The sequence below is a fragment of the Microbacterium sp. AC035 genome (genome assembly GCF_979258485.1).
Genome location: NZ_OZ409858.1, coordinates 1,121,414 through 1,142,035, shown reverse-complemented (window position 1 = coordinate 1,142,035; position 20,622 = coordinate 1,121,414). Strand labels below are relative to the sequence as shown.

At 67.1% G+C, this 20,622-nt stretch carries 22 protein-coding genes; 16 read left to right on the top strand and 6 right to left on the bottom strand.

The window, feature by feature from the left end; genetic code table 11:
* The first annotated feature begins 10 nt into the window (after positions 1 to 10).
* The 9 genes from hrcA (at position 11) to ACZ0AA_RS05535 (ending at position 8,022) form a co-directional block, all read left to right on the top strand.
* The gene (gene hrcA / locus ACZ0AA_RS05575) at positions 11 to 1,042 is read left to right on the top strand and encodes a heat-inducible transcriptional repressor HrcA (RefSeq protein ID WP_400859897.1); all 1,032 of its coding nucleotides are present in this window, start codon (positions 11 to 13) and stop codon (positions 1,040 to 1,042) included.
* Between the two features lie 39 nt (positions 1,043 to 1,081).
* Positions 1,082 to 2,197, top strand: a complete 1,116-nt coding sequence (gene dnaJ, locus ACZ0AA_RS05570; RefSeq protein ID WP_400859899.1) for a molecular chaperone DnaJ — start codon at positions 1,082 to 1,084, stop codon at positions 2,195 to 2,197.
* Positions 2,198 to 2,211: 14 nt separating this feature from the next.
* Positions 2,212 to 2,940, top strand: coding sequence for a 16S rRNA (uracil(1498)-N(3))-methyltransferase (locus ACZ0AA_RS05565; RefSeq protein WP_463512360.1), 729 nt, complete (start codon positions 2,212 to 2,214; stop codon positions 2,938 to 2,940).
* Between the two features lie 44 nt (positions 2,941 to 2,984).
* Positions 2,985 to 3,332 carry an HIT domain-containing protein gene (locus ACZ0AA_RS05560; protein WP_463512359.1) on the top strand — a complete coding sequence of 116 codons (348 nt, stop codon included), beginning with the start codon at positions 2,985 to 2,987 and terminating at the stop codon, positions 3,330 to 3,332.
* Between the two features lie 64 nt (positions 3,333 to 3,396).
* Positions 3,397 to 4,422 (top strand): PhoH family protein, encoded by a 1,026-nt coding sequence (locus ACZ0AA_RS05555; RefSeq protein WP_400864546.1) that lies wholly within the window; start codon positions 3,397 to 3,399, stop codon positions 4,420 to 4,422.
* 16 nt (positions 4,423 to 4,438) lie between these two features.
* A complete protein-coding gene (gene ybeY, locus ACZ0AA_RS05550; protein ID WP_042537641.1) occupies positions 4,439 to 4,897 on the top strand; it encodes an rRNA maturation RNase YbeY in 459 nt (152 codons plus the stop codon).
* Positions 4,894 to 6,189, top strand: coding sequence for a hemolysin family protein (locus ACZ0AA_RS05545; protein ID WP_400859904.1), 1,296 nt, complete (start codon positions 4,894 to 4,896; stop codon positions 6,187 to 6,189). The genes ybeY and ACZ0AA_RS05545 overlap by 4 nt, the downstream gene beginning before the upstream one ends.
* Positions 6,182 to 7,078 carry a GTPase Era gene (gene era, locus ACZ0AA_RS05540; RefSeq protein ID WP_463512358.1) on the top strand — a complete coding sequence of 299 codons (897 nt, stop codon included), beginning with the start codon at positions 6,182 to 6,184 and terminating at the stop codon, positions 7,076 to 7,078. The genes ACZ0AA_RS05545 and era overlap by 8 nt, the downstream gene beginning before the upstream one ends.
* Positions 7,078 to 8,022: a quinone oxidoreductase family protein gene (locus tag ACZ0AA_RS05535; protein ID WP_463512357.1), complete on the top strand. Its 945-nt coding sequence runs from the start codon at positions 7,078 to 7,080 to the stop codon at positions 8,020 to 8,022. The genes era and ACZ0AA_RS05535 overlap by 1 nt, the downstream gene beginning before the upstream one ends.
* Here ACZ0AA_RS05535 and ACZ0AA_RS05530 read toward each other — a convergent pair.
* Positions 8,019 to 8,657: a hypothetical protein gene (locus ACZ0AA_RS05530; protein ID WP_463512356.1), complete on the bottom strand. Its 639-nt coding sequence runs from the start codon at positions 8,655 to 8,657 to the stop codon at positions 8,019 to 8,021. The two genes, ACZ0AA_RS05535 and ACZ0AA_RS05530, sit on opposite strands and share 4 nt — an antisense overlap.
* 197 nt (positions 8,658 to 8,854) lie before the next feature.
* On the opposite strand from ACZ0AA_RS05530, the gene leuA reads away from it, so the two are divergent.
* Positions 8,855 to 10,609 carry a 2-isopropylmalate synthase gene (gene leuA / locus ACZ0AA_RS05525; protein ID WP_400859910.1) on the top strand — a complete coding sequence of 585 codons (1,755 nt, stop codon included), beginning with the start codon at positions 8,855 to 8,857 and terminating at the stop codon, positions 10,607 to 10,609.
* Between the two features lie 75 nt (positions 10,610 to 10,684).
* Here the strand turns inward: leuA and ACZ0AA_RS05520 are convergent, their stop codons facing one another.
* Positions 10,685 to 11,380 carry a trimeric intracellular cation channel family protein gene (locus ACZ0AA_RS05520; protein WP_400859912.1) on the bottom strand — a complete coding sequence of 232 codons (696 nt, stop codon included), beginning with the start codon at positions 11,378 to 11,380 and terminating at the stop codon, positions 10,685 to 10,687.
* Positions 11,381 to 11,414: 34 nt separating this feature from the next.
* Here ACZ0AA_RS05520 and recO point away from each other — a divergent pair, with 34 nt between their 5' ends.
* Both recO and ACZ0AA_RS05510 read left to right on the top strand, forming a co-directional pair.
* Complete coding sequence (gene recO, locus ACZ0AA_RS05515) at positions 11,415 to 12,161, top strand: DNA repair protein RecO (protein WP_463512355.1); 747 nt, start codon at positions 11,415 to 11,417, stop codon at positions 12,159 to 12,161.
* Positions 12,158 to 12,961, top strand: coding sequence for an isoprenyl transferase (locus tag ACZ0AA_RS05510; RefSeq protein ID WP_463512354.1), 804 nt, complete (start codon positions 12,158 to 12,160; stop codon positions 12,959 to 12,961). The genes recO and ACZ0AA_RS05510 overlap by 4 nt, the downstream gene beginning before the upstream one ends.
* Here ACZ0AA_RS05510 and ACZ0AA_RS05505 read toward each other — a convergent pair.
* Entirely contained in the window at positions 12,901 to 13,515 is a 615-nt protein-coding gene (locus ACZ0AA_RS05505) for a P-loop NTPase family protein (RefSeq protein ID WP_463512353.1), read from the bottom strand. The genes ACZ0AA_RS05510 and ACZ0AA_RS05505 overlap by 61 nt on opposite strands.
* Positions 13,516 to 13,523: 8 nt before the next feature.
* A complete protein-coding gene (locus ACZ0AA_RS05500; protein WP_463512352.1) occupies positions 13,524 to 14,099 on the bottom strand; it encodes a P-loop NTPase family protein in 576 nt (191 codons plus the stop codon).
* Between the two features lie 53 nt (positions 14,100 to 14,152).
* On the opposite strand from ACZ0AA_RS05500, the gene ACZ0AA_RS05495 reads away from it, so the two are divergent.
* On the top strand, positions 14,153 to 14,848 hold the full coding sequence (locus ACZ0AA_RS05495) for a DsbA family oxidoreductase (RefSeq protein WP_400859921.1): 696 nt from the start codon (positions 14,153 to 14,155) through the stop codon (positions 14,846 to 14,848).
* Here the strand turns inward: ACZ0AA_RS05495 and ACZ0AA_RS05490 are convergent.
* Positions 14,845 to 15,591, bottom strand: coding sequence for a phosphotransferase (locus tag ACZ0AA_RS05490; RefSeq protein ID WP_463512351.1), 747 nt, complete (start codon positions 15,589 to 15,591; stop codon positions 14,845 to 14,847). The genes ACZ0AA_RS05495 and ACZ0AA_RS05490 overlap by 4 nt on opposite strands.
* A 40-nt stretch (positions 15,592 to 15,631) precedes the next feature.
* On the bottom strand, positions 15,632 to 16,126 hold the full coding sequence (locus ACZ0AA_RS05485) for a glutathione peroxidase (RefSeq protein ID WP_463512350.1): 495 nt from the start codon (positions 16,124 to 16,126) through the stop codon (positions 15,632 to 15,634).
* A 59-nt stretch (positions 16,127 to 16,185) separates the two neighbouring features.
* Here ACZ0AA_RS05485 and dusB point away from each other — a divergent pair, with 59 nt between their 5' ends.
* The 3 genes from dusB to dnaG are packed head-to-tail and all read left to right on the top strand — an operon-like array spanning position 16,186 to position 20,589.
* Positions 16,186 to 17,340, top strand: a complete 1,155-nt coding sequence (gene dusB, locus ACZ0AA_RS05480) for a tRNA dihydrouridine synthase DusB (protein WP_463512349.1) — start codon at positions 16,186 to 16,188, stop codon at positions 17,338 to 17,340.
* Positions 17,330 to 18,724: a deoxyguanosinetriphosphate triphosphohydrolase gene (locus ACZ0AA_RS05475; RefSeq protein ID WP_463512348.1), complete on the top strand. Its 1,395-nt coding sequence runs from the start codon at positions 17,330 to 17,332 to the stop codon at positions 18,722 to 18,724. Before dusB ends, ACZ0AA_RS05475 begins: the two co-directional genes overlap by 11 nt.
* Positions 18,724 to 20,589, top strand: coding sequence for a DNA primase (dnaG, locus tag ACZ0AA_RS05470; RefSeq protein ID WP_463512347.1), 1,866 nt, complete (start codon positions 18,724 to 18,726; stop codon positions 20,587 to 20,589). Before ACZ0AA_RS05475 ends, dnaG begins: the two co-directional genes overlap by 1 nt.
* The last annotated feature ends 33 nt before the right edge of the window (positions 20,590 to 20,622 follow it).

Below are 20,622 nucleotides of genomic sequence, written 5' to 3'. Positions count from 1 at the left end.
GGGAGTCGCGATGGTCAGTGAAAGAGGCCTTCAGGTTCTCCGCGCGATCGTGCAGGACTACGTCGAGACCCACGAGCCCGTCGGCAGCAGGTCGATCGTCGACCGCTACTCGTTCGGCGTGTCCGCGGCGACGATCCGCAACGACATGGCTCTTCTCGAAGACGAAGAGCTGATCGCCGCCCCGCACACCTCTTCCGGCCGAGTTCCCACAGACAAGGGCTATCGGGTCTTCGTCGACCACCTCGCGCAGTTGCGGCCGCTCTCGGTCGCCCAGCGCACGGCCATCGAATCCTTCCTCACCGCACCCTCCGACCTCGACGACCTGATGGTGCGCACCGTCCGTGTGCTCACGCAGCTCACGGGCCAGGTCGCTCTCGCACAGTACCCGTCGTTCGCCCGCGCGCATCTGACGCATCTCGAGCTCGTGGCGCTCGCTCCCAATCGACTGCTCATCGTGCTCGTCACCGACGCGGGCGGCGTCTCACAGCGGATCGCGCCCTTGCCCGTCGACGTCGACGACGCCGACATGGCCCTGCTCCGTGCGCGCCTGTCGGCGCTGATCACCGGCAGGGCGGTGAGCGATGCGGCCGAGCGGCTGCAGACGCTCCTGACCGACGACGACCACACGCACGACATCGTGCTCCGCGCACTCGCGACGATCGTGATCGACGAACTCGGCGCCTTCCGCCAGGAGCGCCTGGTGATGGCAGGCGCGGCCACCTTGGCTCGCCGTGAGCAGGACTTCCGCGGCAGCATCCATCCCATCCTCGAGGCGATCGAGGAGCAGGTGACGCTGCTGCGCCTGATGAGCGAGATGGAGGCGGACTCGCATGGGCTCGCCGCCAGCATCGGCACGGAGAACGCGTCTTTCGGACTCGGCGAGGCGTCGATCGTGGCCAGCAACTACGCCGCTCCCAGCGGCACGGCGCGCGTCGGCGTGATGGGGCCGACGCGCATGGACTATCCGAGCAATCTCGCGGCGGCACGGGCAGTGGCCCGCTACCTGTCTCGGATGCTCGACGAAGACGAGGCGGCCCGCTGACGCGGCCGCCCAGATGACAGCACACGCAGAAGGGCCATTGTGGCAGACCACTACGAGGTACTCGGCGTCTCTCGTGACGCCTCCACCGACGAGATCAAGAAGGCGTACCGACGCCTCGCCCGTCAGCTCCACCCCGACGTGAACCCGGGTGACGACGCCGCAGAGCGTTTCAAGCTCGTGACGCACGCCTACGACGTTCTGAGCGACGACGACTCCCGTCGCCGATACGACATGGGCGGGGGAGACGGAGCAGCGAACGACTTCGGCGGCTTCGGCGGCTTCGGCGACATCTTCGAGACGTTCTTCGGCGCAGGTCAGGGCGGCGGACGCGGTGCGCGGCCGCGCTCGCGTCGGGAACGCGGCCAGGACGCGCTGGTGCGGGTGAACCTCGATCTCGGCGACGTGGTCTTCGGAGCGCATCGCGACATCGAGGTCGACACGGCCGTGCTGTGCGAGACCTGCAACGGATCGTGCTGCCAGGAGGGGACGTCGCCCGTCACCTGCGACATCTGCGGCGGCTCCGGTCACGTTCAGCGTCAGGTGCGGAGCCTGCTCGGCAACGTCGTGACGTCTCAGCCCTGCGGCACCTGCGAAGGCTACGGCACCACCATCCCGTACCCGTGCGGCACCTGCGGAGGACAGGGGCGGGTGCGGTCCCGCCGCACTGTCTCCCTCGACATCCCCGCCGGCGTCGAGACTGGTCTGCGTCTGCAGCTTCCCGGGTCCGGCGAGGTCGGCAAGGCGGGTGGCCCGAACGGCGACCTGTACGTCGAGGTCTCCGTCAACCCGCATCCCTCGTTCAGCCGTGACGGTGACGACCTGCTCGCCACGCTCGAGGTGTCGATGCCTGATGCTGTCCTCGGCACCGAGACCACGATCCAAGGACTCGACGGCGAGGTCGATCTCGAGATCCGCTCGGGCGTGCAGTCGGGCGACGTCCTGACCATCAAGGGTCGCGGCATCACCCCTCTGCGGGGAAACCAGCGCGGCGACCTGCGCGTCGGCGTGCAGGTGGTCACGCCCACGAAACTGGATTCGGCGCAGCGCGCGCTGATCGAGGACTTCGCGAAGAAGACCAAAGCACCGGGCCCGCAGCTCGCGCAGTTCCAGCAGGGACTGTTCTCGAAGCTCCGCGACCGCTTCCGTTCGCACTGATCCGGACGGCGCTCATGGCACTCCATTTCCTCGTCGAGAACTCGTCGGATGCCGCGGTCGGCGATCTGGTGTCGCTCACCGGCGCGGAGGCGAAGCACGCCGCAGTCGTCAGGCGGCTCCGCGTCGGTGAAGCGGTCACCGTCGGAGACGGCTCGGGTGTCTGGCTCACGGGCGTCGCAGAGGAGGTGTCGCCGTCTCGCGTCGACGTCCGTGTGTCGGAGCGGTCCGTCGACCCCGCACCCACTCCTCGTCTCGTCCTCGTGCAGGCGCTCGCGAAGGGTGATCGCGACGAGCTCGCAGTGCAGGCCGCCTGCGAACTCGGCGTCGACGAGGTCGTGCCGTGGCAGGCGAGCCGCAGCATCTCCAGATGGGAGGGCGCTAAGGCCCTCAAGGGCCGAGAGCGCTGGTCGACCATCGTCCGCGAGGCCGCCAAGCAGGCGCACCGTGCCTGGGTGCCTGAGGTGTCGGCTCCCGCGTCGACCGCAGATCTCGTGAAGCGCGCGTCTTCCGAGCGCGTGCTGCTGCTCGACCCGAGCGCGACCACCCGGTTGTCGGAGCTCGAGCCCGACGGTCGAGACATCGTGCTCGTCGTCGGACCGGAGGGCGGCATCTCGGACGACGAGCTGACGAAGCTGTCCGACGCCGGGGCCGAGCGCGTGCTGCTCGGAGACACGGTGCTGCGCACCTCGACGGCCGGCCCCGCAGCCATCGCGGTCCTGTCCGTGGCGCTCGGGCGCTGGTGATCTCGCGACGGGCCCTGCCAGGCTGCGGTCAGTAGACTGGGAACATGTCCGAACCCTCGATCTTCACGCGCATCCTGAACGGCGACATCCCGGGTGAGATCCTGCTGGACACCGACCGCGTGTTCGCGATCCGCGACATCGATCCGCAGGCGCCGCTGCACGCGCTCGTGATCCCGAAGACCGAGGACTATCGCGACGTCACCGAGCTCGCTCAGGGCGATCCTGGGCTTCTCGCCGAGATGGTCGCCGTCGCGAAGCAGCTCGCCGCAGAGCACGCCAACGGCGAGTATCGCCTCATCTTCAACAACGGCGCGAGCGCCGCCCAATCCGTCTTCCACGTGCACGCCCATGTGCTCGGCAATATCGAGGAGAACAAGCTCGTTGGCTTCTGACGAAAACGACCCTGCCACCGCATCCGACATCGCTGTCGAGAAGATCTACGCCGACGGCGTCGCCATGGTGCAGCTGCTCGGACCGCAGGACCGCCTGCTGCGGATGCTCGAGAAGGAGCATCGCGACGTGCAGGTCCTCGTCCGCGGCAACGAGATCACTCTCACCGGCTCGGCGGATGCCGTCGCGAAGGCCAAGAACCTCGTCGACGAGCTGATGACGATGACCAAGGCCGGCCACGACCTCGCTCCGAGTGATGTCACGAGTTCGGCTCGCATGCTCCGCAACGACGGAGGACCCCGCCCGAGCGAGGTGCTCGGCGAGGCGATCCTGTCGACCCGCGGGAAGGTCATCCGGCCGAAGACCCTGGGCCAGAAGGAGTACGTCGACGCGATCGAGGAGAACACGATCGTGTTCGGCATCGGTCCGGCCGGAACGGGCAAGACCTATCTGGCGATGGCGAAGGCCGTCCAGGCGCTGCAGCGCAAGGAGGTCACGCGGATCATCCTGACGCGTCCCGCAGTCGAAGCAGGCGAACGGCTCGGCTTCCTCCCCGGAACCCTCACCGACAAGATCGACCCGTACCTGCGTCCGCTCTACGACGCGCTCAACGAGATGATGGACCCCGAGATCGTGCCTCGTCTGATGGCGACGGGGACGATCGAGGTCGCACCGCTCGCGTACATGCGCGGACGAACGCTGAACGACTCGTTCGTGGTTCTCGACGAGGCGCAGAACACGACGCCCGAGCAGATGAAGATGTTCCTGACTCGTCTCGGCTTCGGCTCGAAGATGGTTGTCACGGGCGACATCACCCAGGTCGACCTCCCGCAGGGATCCTCGGGGCTCCGCCTCGTGACTCGCGTGCTCGACGGCATCGACGACATCCACTTCGCGCGACTCACGAGTGAGGACGTGGTGCGTCACTCTCTTGTCGGCCGCATCGTCGACGCGTACAGCGAGTACGACGAGCGCCGCACGGCGCAGCGTTTCGAGCGCGAGCAGGCGGCGGAGTTCGCCAATCGCGCAGAGCGACGCGGCGCGCAGAGACCAGGGCCCCGAGACCGGACGCCGAAACGAGGCCTCTCCTGATGAAACGAGCACAGCCATGATCGAGATCAACAACGAGTCCGCGATCGATGTCGATGAGACCGTGCTGCAGCGACTCACCGACTTCAATCTCGCCCAGATGCACGTGAGCCCGGATGCCGAGGTCGCGATCGTCCTCGTTGACGAGGGTGCCATGGAGGCCCTCCATGTGCAGTGGATGGATGAGCCGGGCCCTACCGATGTGCTCAGCTTTCCGATGGATGAGCTGCGCCCCGGCACCGAAGACCGCCCCACAGCGCCGGGGCTGCTCGGAGACATCGTGCTGTGCCCTCAGGTCGCGGAGGCCCAGGCGCAGGCGGCCGGCCACACGCTCATGGACGAGCTGATCCTGCTCACCACGCACGGGCTGCTGCACCTCCTCGGCTTCGACCACGCCGAGCCCGAAGAGGAGCGCGAGATGTTCGGACTGCAGAAGGAGCTCATCCAGGGCTTCGCCGCGGCTGAACGTCGACGATGACCGCGGCTCTCCTGCTCGCAGGCGCCGTCCTGCTCGTCGCCTTCGGCGGACTCATGGCGGCGATCGACGCGGCCTTCGGCGTCACGTCGCGCTCGGATATCGAGGAGATGGGCGCCGAGGGGCGCAACGGCCCTCAGCTGGTGCGAATCGCGGCTGACCCGGACGCACACGTCAACGCCGTCGCGTTCATCCGCGTGCTCGCGGAGACGGCTGCCGCCGTGCTCGTCACGGTCGCGTTCAGCATCCTGTTCGACAACATCTGGTGGGCGATGCTCGCCGCGGCCCTGCTGATGACGGGCATCAGCTTCGTGCTGGTGGGGGCGAGCCCTCGCTCCTTCGGCCGGCACCACGCCGAGGGGATGCTCCGTGCGAACGCGCGGATCGTCCGTGGGCTTCGCATCATCCTCGGTCCGCTCGCCCAAGGGCTGGTGGTTCTCGGCAACCGCGTGACCCCCGGACGCGGACGCAGCACTTTCACCTCCGAGGAGCAGCTGCTCAGCATGGTCGACGAGGCCGCCTCGAACGACCTGATCGAGGCCGACGATCGCGACCTCATCCACTCGGTATTCGACTTCACCGATCAGTTCGTCCGCGCGGTGATGGTGCCGCGCACCGAGATGGTGACGGTCGACGCGACTGCGACGACGAGCGAGGCGATGACGCTGTTCCTGCAGCGTGGCGTGTCGCGCATGCCGGTGGTCGACGACGACGCCGACGACGTCGTCGGCGTGCTGTATCTGAAAGACCTCGTGCTGTTCGCCTTCCGTGATGAGAACGCCTGGCGCACCGCGTCCATCCGTCCCATCTCGCGGCCGGCGACTTTCGTGCCCGAATCCATGCGAGCCGAGACGCTGCTTCAGCAGATGAAGCGCGACGCCGTGCACGTATGCCTCGTGATCGACGAGCACGGCGGCATCTCCGGACTCGTGACGCTGGAGGACCTCATCGAGGAACTCGTGGGCGAGATCTCCGACGAGTACGATCAGGTATCGGCCGAGGTCGTCGAACTGGGCGACGGACGCTACCGCGTGAGTTCCCGACTCTCGCTGGAGGACGTCGGCGACCTGTTCGGCCTCGAACTCGAGGACGAGGACGTGGACTCCATCGGCGGGCTGCTGGGCAAGGCACTCGGCCAGGTTCCGCAACCAGGATCCACAGCGACGGTGGAGGGACTGACCCTCACCGGCGGCGCGTCTCGAGGGCGAGGCCGTGGAATCGCGACCGTGTTCGTCGAACGCGCCGCAGACGATGCGGGACACACCGCCGATGAGAGAGACGGAAACGATGACTGAGCAGACGCGGAGCGGGTTCGTGACCTTCGTGGGGCGGCCCAACGTCGGAAAGTCCACTCTCACGAACGCGCTGGTGGGCGAGAAGATCGCGATCACCAGCGAGAAGCCGCAGACGACTCGTCGGGCGATCCGTGGAATCGTGAACCGCCCGGAGGGACAGCTCGTCATCGTCGACACCCCCGGCATCCACAAGCCCCGTACTCTTCTGGGTGAACGCTTGAACGACCTCGTCGAGCAGGTGCTCGGTGACGTCGACGTGATCGGCTTCTGCGTGCCGGCGACCGAGAAGGTCGGTCCGGGCGATCGCCGCATCGCGGCCTCGCTCGATGGATATCGCCGGGCCAAGAAGATCGCGATCGTCACCAAGACCGATGCCGCAGGGCGCGACGAGATCACCGAACGCCTCCTGGAGGTCGACGCACTGCGCGAGGACTGGGACGCAGTGATCCCGATCTCCGCGCTCACGAACGATCAGCTCGAGGTCCTCGCCGATGAAGTCCTCGCCCTCATGCCGGTGGGGCCCGCTCTCTACGGCGAGGGAGTCACGACCGACGAGTCGGAAGAGGACCGCATCGCCGAGATGATCCGGGAGGCGGCGCTCGACGGTGTTCGCGACGAGCTTCCCCACTCGATCGCGGTCGTGATCGACGACATCGCCCCCCGCGAGGGAACCGACCTGACCGATGTGCACGCGTCGATCGTGGTGGAGCGCGACAGCCAGAAGGCGATCATCATCGGCCACAAGGGCAAGCGTCTGGCCGACGTCGGACGCCGTGCTCGCGTCGGCATCGAAGAGCTCCTCGGCACTCGCGTGTTCCTCGGGCTTCATGTGAAGGTCGCGAAGGAATGGCAGCGCGACCCGAAGCAGCTCGGACGTCTCGGATTCTGATGGCGCGCCACTGGATCGCCACCTCGTGGGGCTCGCCTGATGCCTGGCAGTTCGTCGAGTACGAGGTGCCGAGTCCAGGCCCAGGTGAGGTCACCATCCGTGTGCGCGCCGCCGGAGTGAACCCGGCGGATGCGAAGCATGTAGCGGCGGCCAGGCCTGGCGCCGAACTGCCGGTGCCGATCGGCTACGAGGTCTCGGGTGAGATCACGGCGCTCGGACCGGACACGAGGATCGGGTCGGGTGAAGCCGCGGTCGGCGACGAGGTCGTCGCGTTCCGCGTGAGGGGCGGGTACGCCACTGAGCTGACGATCCCGGCGGAGAAGGCCTTCAAGAAGCCGACCACACTCACGCATCCTGAGGCGGCGAATCTGCTTCTCGCCGGCACCACGGCGGCGGAGATGCTGAGTGTGACGGGTGTCGCTCCCGGCGAGACGATCCTGTTGCACGGCGCCTCCGGCGCGGTCGGGGTGAGCGTGCTTCAGCAGGCGGCGCTGCGCGGCATCCGGGTGATCGGCACCGCCAGCGGCGGCAGGTTCGATGTCGTCGAGCGATTCGGTGGCATTCCCGTGAGCTATGGATCCGGCCTCGCCGATAGGGTCCGAGACGCCGCAGCCGGGGAGCGCATCTCTGCGGGGCTCGATGCCGTGGGCACCGACGAAGCCGTCGACGTCTCGCTCGAACTCGTCGCCGACCGTGCCCGCATCGTGACGATCGCCGCTTTCGGAAGGGCGAACAGCGACGGCATCCGGGCGATCGCCGGATCGATGCTCGACAGCGCGCGCTTCCGAGATGCCGTTCGAGGACGACTGGTCGCGCTCGCGCAGGCCGGAGAGCTGGTCGTCCCGCTGGCAAGGACCTTCACGCTGGAGGATGCGCCGCCAGCGCTCGCGTTCCTCGCCTACGGGCACCCGGGCGGCAAGCTCGCACTGATCCCGTCGGACTAGTCGATCTCGCGCAGCGCCGAGGTCACGAACACGACTCTGTCGCCGTAGGTGGAGTCGACGGCATCCTGCAGAGTTCCGTCATCCCAGACGACCTGGATCCAGACATACCCGCGCTCGGTCCAGACGGTGAGTGCTTCGGTACCGAGAGACGCCGCGAGCTCGTCCCGTATCCGCGCGAGGTCGGCTTCAGCAGTCGTCCCCTCGATTCCTGCGGACGGGTCTTCAGGTCGGATCGGGTCGTACAGCGCGAGCATGATCGGGGGGTCGGAGACGGCGTACCGCTCGCCGTCATAGATCCCGTAGACGGCGTACGTCCCCCAGGTGGTGCCACCGCTGGTCTCGCTGCCGTCCACGTCGTCCCAGGTCCATCCGTCGAGCGGAATCCCCGAGCACTGTGGAGGGGCCGACTCTGGGACGATGCCGAGACACAGCTGCGGCTCACCCGCGACGTCGAGCACAGTGCCGGTGCCGATCACCCGCCCCTCGGGAGGCGCGATGCTCGCGGCGTCCCAGGCGAGCGAGCCGGCGTCGGTCGGTGCGGGGGAGGCGCCGGAACCTGCGGCGCATCCGGCGATGCAGAGCACGCCAGCGAGGGCGGCTGCGGCGAGAAGCATGCGACTGTGCGTTGTGCTCATGCCTGACAGTGTCTCGCCTCGCATGATCGTCTCACGCTCGGTCCGACGGGAATCCGCATCCCTGCTACCATGGCCGCATGCCTTTCGGCGGTCTGCTTCTTCTTAGCTGCCGCGACGAGTCCTAAAGCTAGGGCCTTCCTCGTCGCGGCGCTTGTGTTGGCCCGTTCACAATTCTGACGAAGAGAAGAAGCCCCATCATGCAGAACACTCAGCGCCCGTCTGCGATGCCGATCCACAAGTATCGGCCGTACCACGAGCAGATCGCGGTCAACCTGCCTGACCGCACCTGGCCCGACGCCCGCATCACCGAAGCCCCGCGCTGGTGCGCCGTCGACCTCCGCGACGGCAACCAGGCTCTCATCGATCCGATGTCGCCGGAGCGCAAGCGCGTGATGTTCGAGCTGCTCGTCAGCATGGGATACAAGGAGATCGAAGTCGGGTTCCCGTCGGCAAGCCAGACCGACTTCGACTTCGTCCGTCAGCTCATCGAAGAGAACCTGATCCCCGACGACGTCACGATCCAGGTGCTGACGCAGGCGCGTGAGCACCTGATCGCCCGCACCTACGAGTCGATCGCCGGGGCCAAGCAGGCGATCGTGCACCTGTACAACTCGACGAGCGTTCTGCAGCGCGAGGTCGTGTTCCGCACCGACAAGCAGGGCATCATCGACATCGCCCTCGAGGGCGCACGCCTGTGCCGTCAGTACGAGAAGACGATCCCCGACACGAAGGTCTATTACGAGTACTCGCCCGAGAGTTACACGGGCACCGAGCTCGAGTTCGCCGTCGATGTCTGCAACCAGGTGATCGAGGTCTTCGAGCCGACGCCCGACCGCAAGGTGATCATCAACCTGCCTGCGACCGTCGAGATGGCCTCGCCGAACGTCTACGCCGACTCGATCGAGTGGATGAGCCGCAACCTCGCTCACCGCGAGAACGTCATCCTGTCGCTGCACCCGCACAACGACCGCGGCACGGCGATCGCCGCGGCCGAGCTCGGGTACATGGCCGGCGCCGACCGCATCGAGGGCTGCCTGTTCGGCAACGGCGAGCGCACGGGCAACGTCGACATCGTGGCGCTGGGCATCAACCTCTTCACGCAGGGCATCGACCCGCAGATCGACTTCAGCGACATCGACCAGGTCAAGCGCACGGTCGAGTACTGCAACCAGCTGCCGGTTCCGGAGCGGAGCCCGTGGGCCGGCGACCTCGTCTTCACCGCGTTCAGCGGCTCGCACCAGGATGCGATCAAGAAGGGCTTCGAGGCGATGGCCGCCCGAGCCGAGGCCGAGGGCGTCACCGTCGATGACATCGAGTGGGCCGTTCCCTACCTGCCGGTCGATCCGAAGGATCTCGGTCGTTCGTACGAAGCGGTGATCCGCGTCAACTCGCAGTCGGGCAAGGGCGGCGTCGCGTACCTGCTGAAGGCAGATCACGCGATCGACCTGCCGCGCAAGCTGCAGATCGAGTTCTCGGGGGTCGTGCAGACCAAGACCGATGCGGAGGGCGGCGAGGTCACGAGCGAGCAGATCTGGTCGATCTTCAACGACGAGTACCTGCCCGCCGCCGACACCGAGGCCAAGTGGGGCCGGTTCGAGCTGCTCTCGACGCAGACCCGCAGCGACATGTCGGGCGACGTGGTGCTCGATGTGACGCTGCGCGATGATGACCAGCAGGTTGCCGTCGCGGGCAACGGCAACGGGCCGATCGCGGCGTTCATCGAGGTCCTGCGCGGTCAGGGCTTCGACATCACGCTCTACGACTACGTCGAGCACGCTCTCAGCGCCGGCGGCGACGCGCAGGCCGCGGCCTACGTCGAACTGCAGGTCGGAGACCAGCGTCTGTGGGGCGTCGGCATCGACGGCGACATCTCGACCGCATCGCTCAAGGCGATCGTCTCGGGCGTCAACCGCTCGATCCGCACGCGCCAGCTGGAGCTCGCGGCAGTCTGACCTTCGACGAGAACGCCCCCTCGGTCATCGAGCGAGGGGGCGTTCGTCGTCCAGGATGACGCTGAAGTGACCGGATCACTCGGCGCTGGGCTTGATGATGGGGATCACGCCCGTCTCGGCTGCGACCTTGCGGCGGTAGATCCGGCGCTGTTCGGGGAGCGAGACGTCGAAGGTGACGGCGAGGATGCGGATCACGCTCGTCACCGCGATGCCGATGACGGCCGCGACGGTGATGGGCATGCCCAGTGCCACCGCGATGACGATGAACGCGCACCCCGCACCGGCCGCGACCGCGTAGAGCGAGCCGACATGCATGATGGCGGTCGGCAGACCCATCAGCATGTCGCGGAGCACGCTGCCGCCGACGGCCGCGCAGACGCCGATGAAGACGGCCGGGACTTCGGGGATGCCGAACGCGAGCGCTTTGCTCGTTCCGAAGGCGCCGAACATCCCGATCACGACAGCATCGAGCACGACGATCGCCGTGTTCAGCCTGGTGAAGAGCCCGGCAAGGAGCATGCCGAGCAGCGCCGCACCACCGGCGGTCACCAGATACCACTGGTTCTGCAACGTCGCCGGGGTCTGTCCGAGCAGGATGTCGCGGATGAGACCGCCGCCCATGCCGATCATGATTCCGATGATCGCGACGCCCAGCCAGTCGAGGCGTCGCTGTCCTTGGAATCCCGAGGCGAACATCGCGCCCTGCACGCCGCCGAGTCCGACGCCGAGCAGGTCCGCCCAGAGCGGAATGATGAAGAGCGGTTCGGTCACGCCTCTATTCTCCTGCACGGAGGATAATCGAACGGTGCCCACTTACCGAGACGAAGCGGTGATCCTGCGCACCCACAAGCTGGGTGAGGCCGATCGCATCGTCACGATGCTGTCGCGACGGCACGGCAAGATCCGAGCCGTCGCCAAGGGCGTCCGTCGCACCTCGTCGAAGTTCGGGTCTCGTCTCGAGCCCTTCATGGTCGCCGATGTGCAGCTCTACCAGGGGCGCACACTCGACATCGTGCAGCAGGCGGAGTCGCTCGGCTCTTACGGATCCGACATCGCGGCGCACTACGACCGCTTCACCTCTGCCAACGCGATGGTCGAGACGGCCGATCGGCTCAGCGACTCCGAGGCGACGCCTGATCAGTATCTGCTGTTGGTGGGTGGACTGCGTGCGCTGTCTCGCGGAGAGCATTCGCCCCGCAGCATCCTGGACTCCTATCTGCTGCGCGTGATGGCGCTCTCCGGGTGGGCACCGTCGCTCGACGACTGCGCGCGATGCGCCACTCGCGGGCCGCATGCGCATTTCGTCGGTCAGCTCGGTGGCGCCGTGTGCCCGAACTGCGCGCCGGCGGGCAGTCCGAAGGTCGCGGAGAAGACGCTGTCGCTGCTGCGGTCGCTCATGGCCGGCGAGTGGGAGGCGATCGACGCTGCTCCGCAAGCCGACAACGCTGCGGCATCCGGCCTTGTCGCCGCCTATGCCCAATGGCACCTGGAGCGCGGCATCCGCTCGCTCGAGCACCTGGTGGCAGACATCCCCCGAGAAGGAGCACGGTGAGCCCCAAGCCCTACACCCACAAGGATGCCGTGGCCTATCGCCCGCTCGACTGGACCGGTGCGTATCCTCCGAGCTTCCGGGCCGTGCCGGAGCACGTCGCGATCGTCATGGACGGCAACGGCCGGTGGGCGAACCGTCGCGGCCTCAACCGCATCGAAGGGCACAAGGCGGGGGAGGAGGTGCTCCTCGATGTGGTCGCCGGTGCGATCCAAGCGGGGGTCAAGCACCTCTCCGTCTATGCGTTCTCGACCGAGAACTGGGCGCGCTCTCCTGACGAGGTGCGCTTCTTGATGGGGTACAACCGCGACGTTCTGCATCGCCGTCGCGATCAGCTCAACGAGTGGGGCGTCAGAGTCCGGTGGGCGGGCCGCAAGCCGCGGCTCTGGGGCAGCGTCATCAAGGAGCTGCAGTACGCGGAGCAGTTGACCGCGAACAACGACGTCCTCACCCTCACCATGTGCGTGAACTACGGCGGTCGGATCGAGCTGGTCGACGCGATGCGCTCGATCGCCGCCGACGTCGCCGCTGGTCGGGTGAAGCCGAACGCGATCTCCGAGAAGATGATCCGTCGCAACCTCTATGTGCCTGACATGCCGGACGTCGATCTGTTCCTGCGCAGCTCCGGCGAGCAGCGCACCTCGAACTTCCTCCTGTGGCAGGCCGCGTACGCGGAGATGGTCTTCCTCGACACGCTCTGGCCCGACTTCTCCCGCGAGGAGCTGTGGCGTGCCATCGAGGTCTACCTGTCGCGCGACCGACGCTTCGGCGGGGCGATCGACACACCCGACGCCCCCGCCTGACAACGCAGCCACCGTTCCGTCTCTCGCGGGTGGCGCAGCCTCACGATGATGAGGTGGGGGAAGCGCTCTCGTTTCAGGGGCATCTGGGCGGTCCAGAATCTGCGGGTCTTCGTCTGCCAAGCCAAGATGTTCCGCGCAGGGTCCCGGGTCGAGAGCACCTGCCAGATCGGCTTCTCCACGTTTCCGTTGTACATCTCCGTGCGCAGGATGCTGCGGCTCACAGTCCGTCGCAGGAGACGCGCTCGAACGATCGGCCAGGGGTAGTCCAGCCAGACCACGAGCTGCGCACGCGGAGTCATGATCTCGTCGGTGCCCTTGCTCGTGTACTGCCACTCGGTGACCCAGCGGTCTTCGGAAGCGAAGGCGCGCACGTCGTCGAGAAAGGACGGCCGCGGCGTCCACTTCTCGCCGTGGAACAGCGCGTCGATCTCGTGGTGTTCAAGGCTCCAGAGCATGGCGAGTCGGCCCGCGAGGGTGGTCTTTCCCGATCCGGTCACGCCGGCGATGAGGACTCGCTGCGGGCGGAACGGAAGCGGATCGTCTGCCGTGAGCATCCGAGACGTCACGATGCCAGGGCCCGATCGACGCGCCCGAGCCAGGTCTCGAGAGTGCGAGGGTGATCGAAGCGAACCACTTGCAGATGCGGATGGGATGCCTCGATGTGAGGCATGCGCTCCATCCATTTGGTGCGCGTGTTCTTCTGCCAACGCAGGATGTCGTTCTCGCCGGTCCATCCCTCGCGTTCCCACAGCGCCGGTTCGACGTTGCTGTTCCAGAGCCGCGTGCGCAGCAGTCGCCGCTTCAGCGTGCGGAGCAGGAGACGTCTACGCACGAGGGGATACGCGTAGTCCAGCCAGATCACGAGCTGCGCACGAGGAGCGAGGATCTCGTCGGTGCCCTTGCTCGTGTACTGCCACTCGGTGACCCAGCGGTCCTCCGCAGCGAAGGCGCGCACATCGTCGAGGAAAGACGGCCGTGGAGTCCAGTTCTCACCGTGGAAGAGTCCGTCGATCTCGACGTGACGCAGATCCCAGAGGCCGGCGATGCGCCGTGCGAGCGTCGTCTTGCCCGATCCTGTGACACCCGCGATCAGCACTCTCTCTGGCCGGAGCGGCAGAGGATCATCGGCGGAGAGCATCTGAGAATCCTAACGACGGAATAGCCCATAGGTGCATACGGTTGGATGTCAGTGTGAGTGAAGCCATCTCGATTGACATCTGGTCCGACATCGCCTGCCCGTGGTGCTACATCGGCAAGCGCAACCTCGAGAAGGGTCTCGAAGCCGTCTCCGGCGACGACGACGCCCCGCAGGTGAACATCACCTTCCACTCGTTCGAGCTCTCGCCCGACACCCCGGTCGACTTCGACGGAGATGAGATCGACTTCCTCGCCGGTCACAAGGGGATGCCGCGTGACCAGGTCGAGCAGATGCTCTCGCACGTCACCGGCGTCGCAGAGAACGCCGGTCTCGCGTACCGCTTCGACCTGCTGCAGCACACCAACACGGTGAAGGCGCACGAACTGCTGCACTTCGCGAAGGCCCAGGGTGTGCAGCATGAGATGGAAGAGCGTCTCATGTCGGCGTATTTCACCGAGGGCAAGCACGTCGGCCGCATCGACGACCTCGTCGAGCTCGCCGTCGAGGTGGGGCTCAACCCCGATGACACACGTGAGGCCCTCGTCTCCGCCCGTCACCTCGCCGACGTCCGCCAGGATCAGGCACAGGCTCAGGCCTACGGAATCCAGGGCGTGCCGTTCTTCGTGATCGACGGTCAGTACGGCATCAGCGGAGCGCAGCCGCCCGCAGCATTCGAGAACGTCCTGCGTGACCTCTGGGCCAAGCGCGGCGAGGCCGAAGCCGAGCCTGAGGCTGCAACAGCCGTCTAGCGGGTCAGCGCATCGAGCCAGACGGCTCGGTGCGCGCCCACGTAGTCGACGACAGCGGCCCAATGCGTGCCGTGGCCATCCGCGAACATGGATGCCCACGGCTCGCGGCGCTGCTGGTGAGCGGTGGTGAGCAGATCGAGCATCGCTGCGGCCCGCCGATGCATCGCAGAAGGAAGCCCTCTGCGGAGGTTGAGGTCTGCACCGTAGCCGTCCACGAACGCCCGCAGGCGCGTCGCCGCCAGCCCGGGTGACGCATCGGCGGAGAGTGTGAAGCTCTGCGCCGCATATGCGAGATCCCAGAGACGAGTGCTCGGTGCTGCGGCATCCCAGTCGATGAAGACCCACCGGTCTCCGACGACGAGGTTCCAGGGCGCGAGGTCGTTGTGGCACACGAGATCCGCACCGGGAGCAGCGATCGCCGTCTCCCACCTGATGTCGGCCGGATGCGAGAAGTCCGCGCTCGCGTCATGGATCGCTCGGATCATCGCCCCGACTCTGCGCAGTTCGTCGCAGGTCAGCGGGGGCGCATCTATTGCGAGGCGTCCTGGCACGTACTCGATGATCTGGCGTGCGGCGGCGTCCCGGCCGAGGGGCGAAGGAACATCGACGCCGCGCTCGCGCACGTGCACCATCAACGCATGGACGCCGGGCGTCGCCGCGGTCCAGATCTTGCGGACCGTATCGCCGACTCTGACGACAGGGCCGCTCGCGTTGCCACCGGAGAGTTCCTGCTCGTGATCCACGTCCCGCTGCCGTCCAGATCGCGAGTGACGCCGCGGTCGTCTAGCGCGTCAGCGCGGCTTCGATCGCGCCGACGATCTCGGGATCGTTCGGCTTCTGCTTCGGGCGGAACCGGACGACTTCTCCGTCGGGGAGCACGAGGAACTTCTCGAAGTTCCACTCGACGCGGCCGGCCTTGCCGCCGGCATCCGGCGTCTCCTTCAGCGTCTTGTAGAGCTCGGTGGCGTTCCTGCCGTTGACCTTCACCTTGTCGTTGATGGGGAACGTCACGCCGTAGGTCGTGGAGCAGAACTCCTTGATGTCCTCGACGGAGCCGGGCTCCTGCCCGAAGAACTGGTTGCAGGGGAATCCGACGACGCTGAACCCGCGGTCGCCGTAGAGACGCTGCAGTTCTTCGAGCTGCTCGTACTGCGGAGTGAGTCCGCACTTGGACGCGACGTTGACCACGAGCACGACATCGGCGCCGAGATCGTCGATCGTCTTCTCGTTGCCGTCGGCGTCGGTGAAGGGGATGGAGCGCACTGCGGGATCGGTCATATTCACAGCTTAGGTCGATGCGCCGATACCGGCTCCGTGTCTGGGAGAATGGAAGGGATATGACTCTCGCCACCGCCTCCGCTCGCACCCTCGACATCGGTCCGATCGCTCTCGACGTACCGGTCGTGCTCGCACCCATGGCGGGTATCACGAACACTGCTTTCCGACGTCTCTGCCGTGAGTACGGCGCTGGGCTCTATGTGAGCGAGATGATCACGTCCCGCGCGCTGGTCGAGCGCAACGAGACGACGATGCGACTTATCCGCCACCACGAGTCCGAGACCCCTCGGTCGATCCAGCTCTACGGCGTCGATCCGCACACCATCTCCGAGGCAGTCCGGATCATCGTCGCCGAGGACCACGCGGACCACATCGATCTGAACTTCGGCTGCCCGGTGCCCAAGGTCACCCGCAAGGGCGGGGGAGCAGCCCTGCCCTGGAAGAGCTCGCTCTTCTCGCAGATCGTCACGCAGGCCGTCAAGGCCGCCGGAGACGTGCCGCTGACGATCAAGATGCGCAAGGGTATCGACCCCGATCACCTCACCTTCCTCGATGCGGGTCGCGCGGCCGAAGACGCGGGTGTCTCGGCCATCGCCCTGCACGCGCGCACAGCGAGCGAGTTCTACTCCGGCTTCGCCGACTGGAACGCGATCGGCGAGCTCAAGCAGGCCGTGACGAGCGTCCCGGTTCTCGGCAACGGCGACATCTGGTCGGCCGAAGACGCCGTGCGCATGATGGAGCAGACCGATTGCGACGGCGTGGTCGTCGGACGCGGATGTCTCGGTCGCCCGTGGCTGTTCGGCGAGCTCGCTGCGGCGTTCGGCGCCGAATCCCACCCGGTCGATGCGACCCTCGGCTTCGTGGCCGACGCCTTCCGTCGGCACGCCGAGCTGCTCGTCGAGTTCTTCGAAGACGAGGACCGCGGGTGCCGGGACGTCCGGAAGCACGTCGCCTGGTACTTCAAGGGATACCCCGTGGGCGGCGACATCCGCACCGGCCTCGCGACGGCATCCAGCCTGGCGGAGATCGACGACCTGCTCGGCCAGCTCGATCACACGGCGCCATACCCCGGGGCGGATGCCGAGGGCCAGCGCGGGCGGTCCGGACGCCCGAAGCGTCCGGCGCTGCCGGACAAATGGTTGGAGTCGCGGGAGCTCGCGGCGTCGGCGTCCGAGATGATGCGAGGGGCGGAGATCGAGAACAGTGGCGGCTGATCCTCAGGCATACCCGGCGCGCGGTCGCTCGGACGGATACGACCCGCGCGACGCCGAGCGATTCTTCGCCGAGACCCATCGATCCGAACGCGACGACTTCGCCCGCGACCGTGCGCGGGTGCTGCACTCCGCGGCGCTTCGGCGCCTGGCTGCCAAGACGCAGGTGCTCAGCCCCGCGAGCACGGCGGACTTCGCCCGCAACCGTCTGACACACTCACTCGAGGTCGCTCAGGTCGGACGCGAACTCGCGACCGCGCTCGGGGTCTCTGCCGATGTCGTCGACACCGCCTGCCTCAGTCACGACCTCGGTCACCCTCCGTTCGGGCACAACGGCGAGCGCGCGCTCAACGAGTGGGCCGAGCCGATCGGCGGCTTCGAGGGCAACGCGCAGTCGCTGCGCATCCTGACGAGGCTCGAGGCCAAGGCCATCGATGACAACGGGCAGTCGGTCGGGCTCAACCTCACCAGGGCGAGCCTCGACGCGACGTGCAAGTACCCGTGGACCGTCGACAGCCCGGTGCCTGACCCCGGTGGGCGCCTCAAATTCGGCGTGTATCCCGAAGACGAAGCGGTGTTCCGCTGGATGCGCGACGGTGTTCCCGGGCGTCGACGCTGCATCGAAGCCGAGATCATGGATCTCTCCGACGACATCGGCTACTCCGTGCACGACTTCGAGGATGCGATCCTCAACGGCTACGTCGATGTCTCCCAGCTCGCCGATCCGCAGGCGCACGAGGCGCTGATCGATCGCATCCAACAGTGGGTGGGCTACGACTTCACCCGCGATGAGCTCGCCGACGCGCTCTACCGGCTGGCATCGCAGCCGATGTGGCTGCAGTCCTTCGACCGGTCGCGTCGAGATCTCGCCCGGCTCAAGAACCTCACGAGCGACTTCATCGGTCGGTTCGCGCGCGCGGCCGTCTCGGCCACGCGCGAGGCGTATGCCGGCCCTGCGCTCGTGCGCTACAACGCGCACGTCGTCGTGCCGCGCGTCATCGAGGCGGAGATCGCCGTTCTCAAGGGCATCATGGGGCAGGCGATCGTCACCATAGAGGCGCGTAAGGGCGTCTACAAAGAGCAGCGCCGCGTGCTGAAGAGGCTCGCCGATGCGCTGTGGTCGACCGATACGCTCTGGTCGGCAGGAGCGGATGTGCTCGAGCCTGCCTTCTCGGCCGACTTCGTCGCCGCGACGACGGATGCCGAGCGCGCACGGGTGATCGTCGACCAGATCGCGAGTCTCACGGATCAGAGCGCGATCGACTGGCACAACAGGCTGGTCGGCGAGATCGATCCCGCAGAGGTCGGCATCTGGACACCCCGTCACGCGCGACCGGGTGCACGGGAGCACACGCCGCGGCAGGCGGTCGTCGAAGGGGCAGGCTGATGCCCCGCATCCGTCAGGCCGACGTCGACGAGGTCAAGGCCCGCATCAACATCGCCGACATCGTCGGAGAGCGCGTCGCCCTCAAATCTGCAGGCGTCGGGTCGCTCAAGGGGCTGTGCCCGTTCCACGACGAGAAGAGCCCGAGCTTTCACGTGCGGCCTCAGGTCGGCTACTACCACTGTTTCGGATGCGGCGAGTCGGGCGACGTCTACTCGTTCCTGCGCGAGATGGACCACGTCAGCTTCACCGAGGCCGTCGAGCGTCTCGCCGGCCGCATCGGATATTCCCTGCATTACGAAGACGGCGGCTCCGCTCCGGAGACGAGCGGGCGCAGCCGCCTCTATGCCGCCAACACCGCGGCAGCGGAGTACTTCCGGGCGCAGCTGCTCACCGCCGACGCCGAGGCAGGACGCCGTTTTCTCGGTGAGCGGGGATTCGACGCCGGCGCTGCCGCGCATTTCGGTGTCGGCTTCGCTCCGCGCGGCTGGGACAAGATGCTGAAGGCTCTCACCGCGCAGGGGTTCACCCGCGACGAGCTGAGTGCCGCCGGCCTGGTGTCGACGGGGCAGCGCGGCGTCTACGACCGCTTTCGCGGCCGTCTCGTCTGGCCGATCCGCGACGTGTCGGGTCAGACCATCGGGTTCGGCGCGCGCAAGCTGTTCGACGACGATCAGGGCCCGAAGTACCTGAACACCCCCGAGACCCCGATCTACAAGAAGGCCCAGGTGCTCTACGGTCTCGATCTCGCCAAACGCGACATCTCGCGCGGTGACCCCCGTCGGGTCGTGGTCGTCGAGGGATACACCGATGTCATGGCCTGTCACCTCGCGGGGCTCACGACCGCGATCGCGACGTGCGGCACCGCGTTCGGAACCGACCACATCAAGGTGCTGCGTCGCGTCATGGGCGACGACAACGCCTCGGGAGAAGTCGTTTTCACGTTCGATGGCGACGAGGCAGGCCAGAAGGCGGCTCTCCGTGCCTTCACCGAAGACGATCGTTTCAACGCGCAGACGTTCGTCGCGGTGGCGCCCGACGGGCTCGACCCGTGCGACCTCAGGCTGCAGCGCGGCGATGCCGCCGTGCGCTCCCTGATGGAGACGAAGCAGCCGATGTTCGAGTTCGCGATCGACAGGAAGCTGAGCGGCTTCGATCTCTCGACGGTCGAAGGCCGCGTCGGCGCCCTTCGCGCGGCAGCGCCGATCGTGGCCGAGATCCGTGATCGGCTGCTGCGACCCGGCTACGAGCGCGTGCTGGCTCGGCGGCTGGGCATGGACCCCACAGAGGTGCGCAACGAGGTCGAGCGTGCGGCGCGCGGGGGATCGCAGTCGTCGAGACACGAGTCGACCAGGCACGAGAGTGCGAGCGACTCCGCGACCGGCACGCCAGGCGTGGCCCCGGTCACCCTTGCGAGCCTGCCGCGTACTGCGGATGCGGCAGTCGAGCGAGACGCTCTGATGGGGGCGCTTCAGTACGGACATCAGATCGATCAGGCGCTGCTCACGCGGGCCCTCAGCGCGCCGTTCCGGACACCTGGACTGGACGCCGTGCGCGAGGCCGTCGCATCGGCACCTGATCGGACCCGCGCCGGGTGGGTGACGGATACCGTCAACTCGGTGCGAGAACCCTACCGATCGCTCGCGGGCGAACTGCTGATGACCCCGTTCCCGGCGCGCAACGAAGAGGGCGCCGTCGCCTCGACGACCGACCTCGCCAAACGGCTCATCATGCGCATTCTGGAACACGAGAAGCAGGAGCTCCTCGGAGCCGTGCAGCGGGTGCCGGCGGACTCCGACGGCGGGCGTGCTCTGCGCATGCGCCTTCGTGACATCGACGTCGAGCGTCAGCGGTTCGCCGAGTCGTAACGGCGGCTGTCAGGCGCGGCAGGGCAGGATGGA

Excerpts from the sequence above, each read along its gene's own strand:
- hrcA (WP_400859897.1), top strand. The coding sequence starts at position 11 with ATGGTCAGTGAAAGAGGCCTTCAGGTTCTCCGCGCGATCGTGCAGGAC.
- ACZ0AA_RS05565 (WP_463512360.1), top strand. The coding sequence starts at position 2,212 with ATGGCACTCCATTTCCTCGTCGAGAACTCGTCGGATGCCGCGGTCGGC.
- ACZ0AA_RS05560 (WP_463512359.1), top strand. The coding sequence starts at position 2,985 with ATGTCCGAACCCTCGATCTTCACGCGCATCCTGAACGGCGACATCCCG.
- ACZ0AA_RS05555 (WP_400864546.1), top strand. The coding sequence starts at position 3,397 with ATGGTGCAGCTGCTCGGACCGCAGGACCGCCTGCTGCGGATGCTCGAG.
- ybeY (WP_042537641.1), top strand. The coding sequence starts at position 4,439 with ATGATCGAGATCAACAACGAGTCCGCGATCGATGTCGATGAGACCGTG.
- ACZ0AA_RS05545 (WP_400859904.1), top strand. The coding sequence starts at position 4,894 with ATGACCGCGGCTCTCCTGCTCGCAGGCGCCGTCCTGCTCGTCGCCTTC.
- era (WP_463512358.1), top strand. The coding sequence starts at position 6,182 with ATGACTGAGCAGACGCGGAGCGGGTTCGTGACCTTCGTGGGGCGGCCC.
- ACZ0AA_RS05535 (WP_463512357.1), top strand. The coding sequence starts at position 7,078 with ATGGCGCGCCACTGGATCGCCACCTCGTGGGGCTCGCCTGATGCCTGG.
- ACZ0AA_RS05530 (WP_463512356.1), bottom strand. The coding sequence starts at position 8,657 with ATGAGCACAACGCACAGTCGCATGCTTCTCGCCGCAGCCGCCCTCGCT.
- leuA (WP_400859910.1), top strand. The coding sequence starts at position 8,855 with ATGCAGAACACTCAGCGCCCGTCTGCGATGCCGATCCACAAGTATCGG.
- ACZ0AA_RS05505 (WP_463512353.1), bottom strand. The coding sequence starts at position 13,515 with ATGCTCACGGCAGACGATCCGCTTCCGTTCCGCCCGCAGCGAGTCCTC.
- ACZ0AA_RS05500 (WP_463512352.1), bottom strand. The coding sequence starts at position 14,099 with ATGCTCTCCGCCGATGATCCTCTGCCGCTCCGGCCAGAGAGAGTGCTG.
- ACZ0AA_RS05485 (WP_463512350.1), bottom strand. The coding sequence starts at position 16,126 with ATGACCGATCCCGCAGTGCGCTCCATCCCCTTCACCGACGCCGACGGC.
- dusB (WP_463512349.1), top strand. The coding sequence starts at position 16,186 with ATGACTCTCGCCACCGCCTCCGCTCGCACCCTCGACATCGGTCCGATC.
- dnaG (WP_463512347.1), top strand. The coding sequence starts at position 18,724 with ATGCCCCGCATCCGTCAGGCCGACGTCGACGAGGTCAAGGCCCGCATC.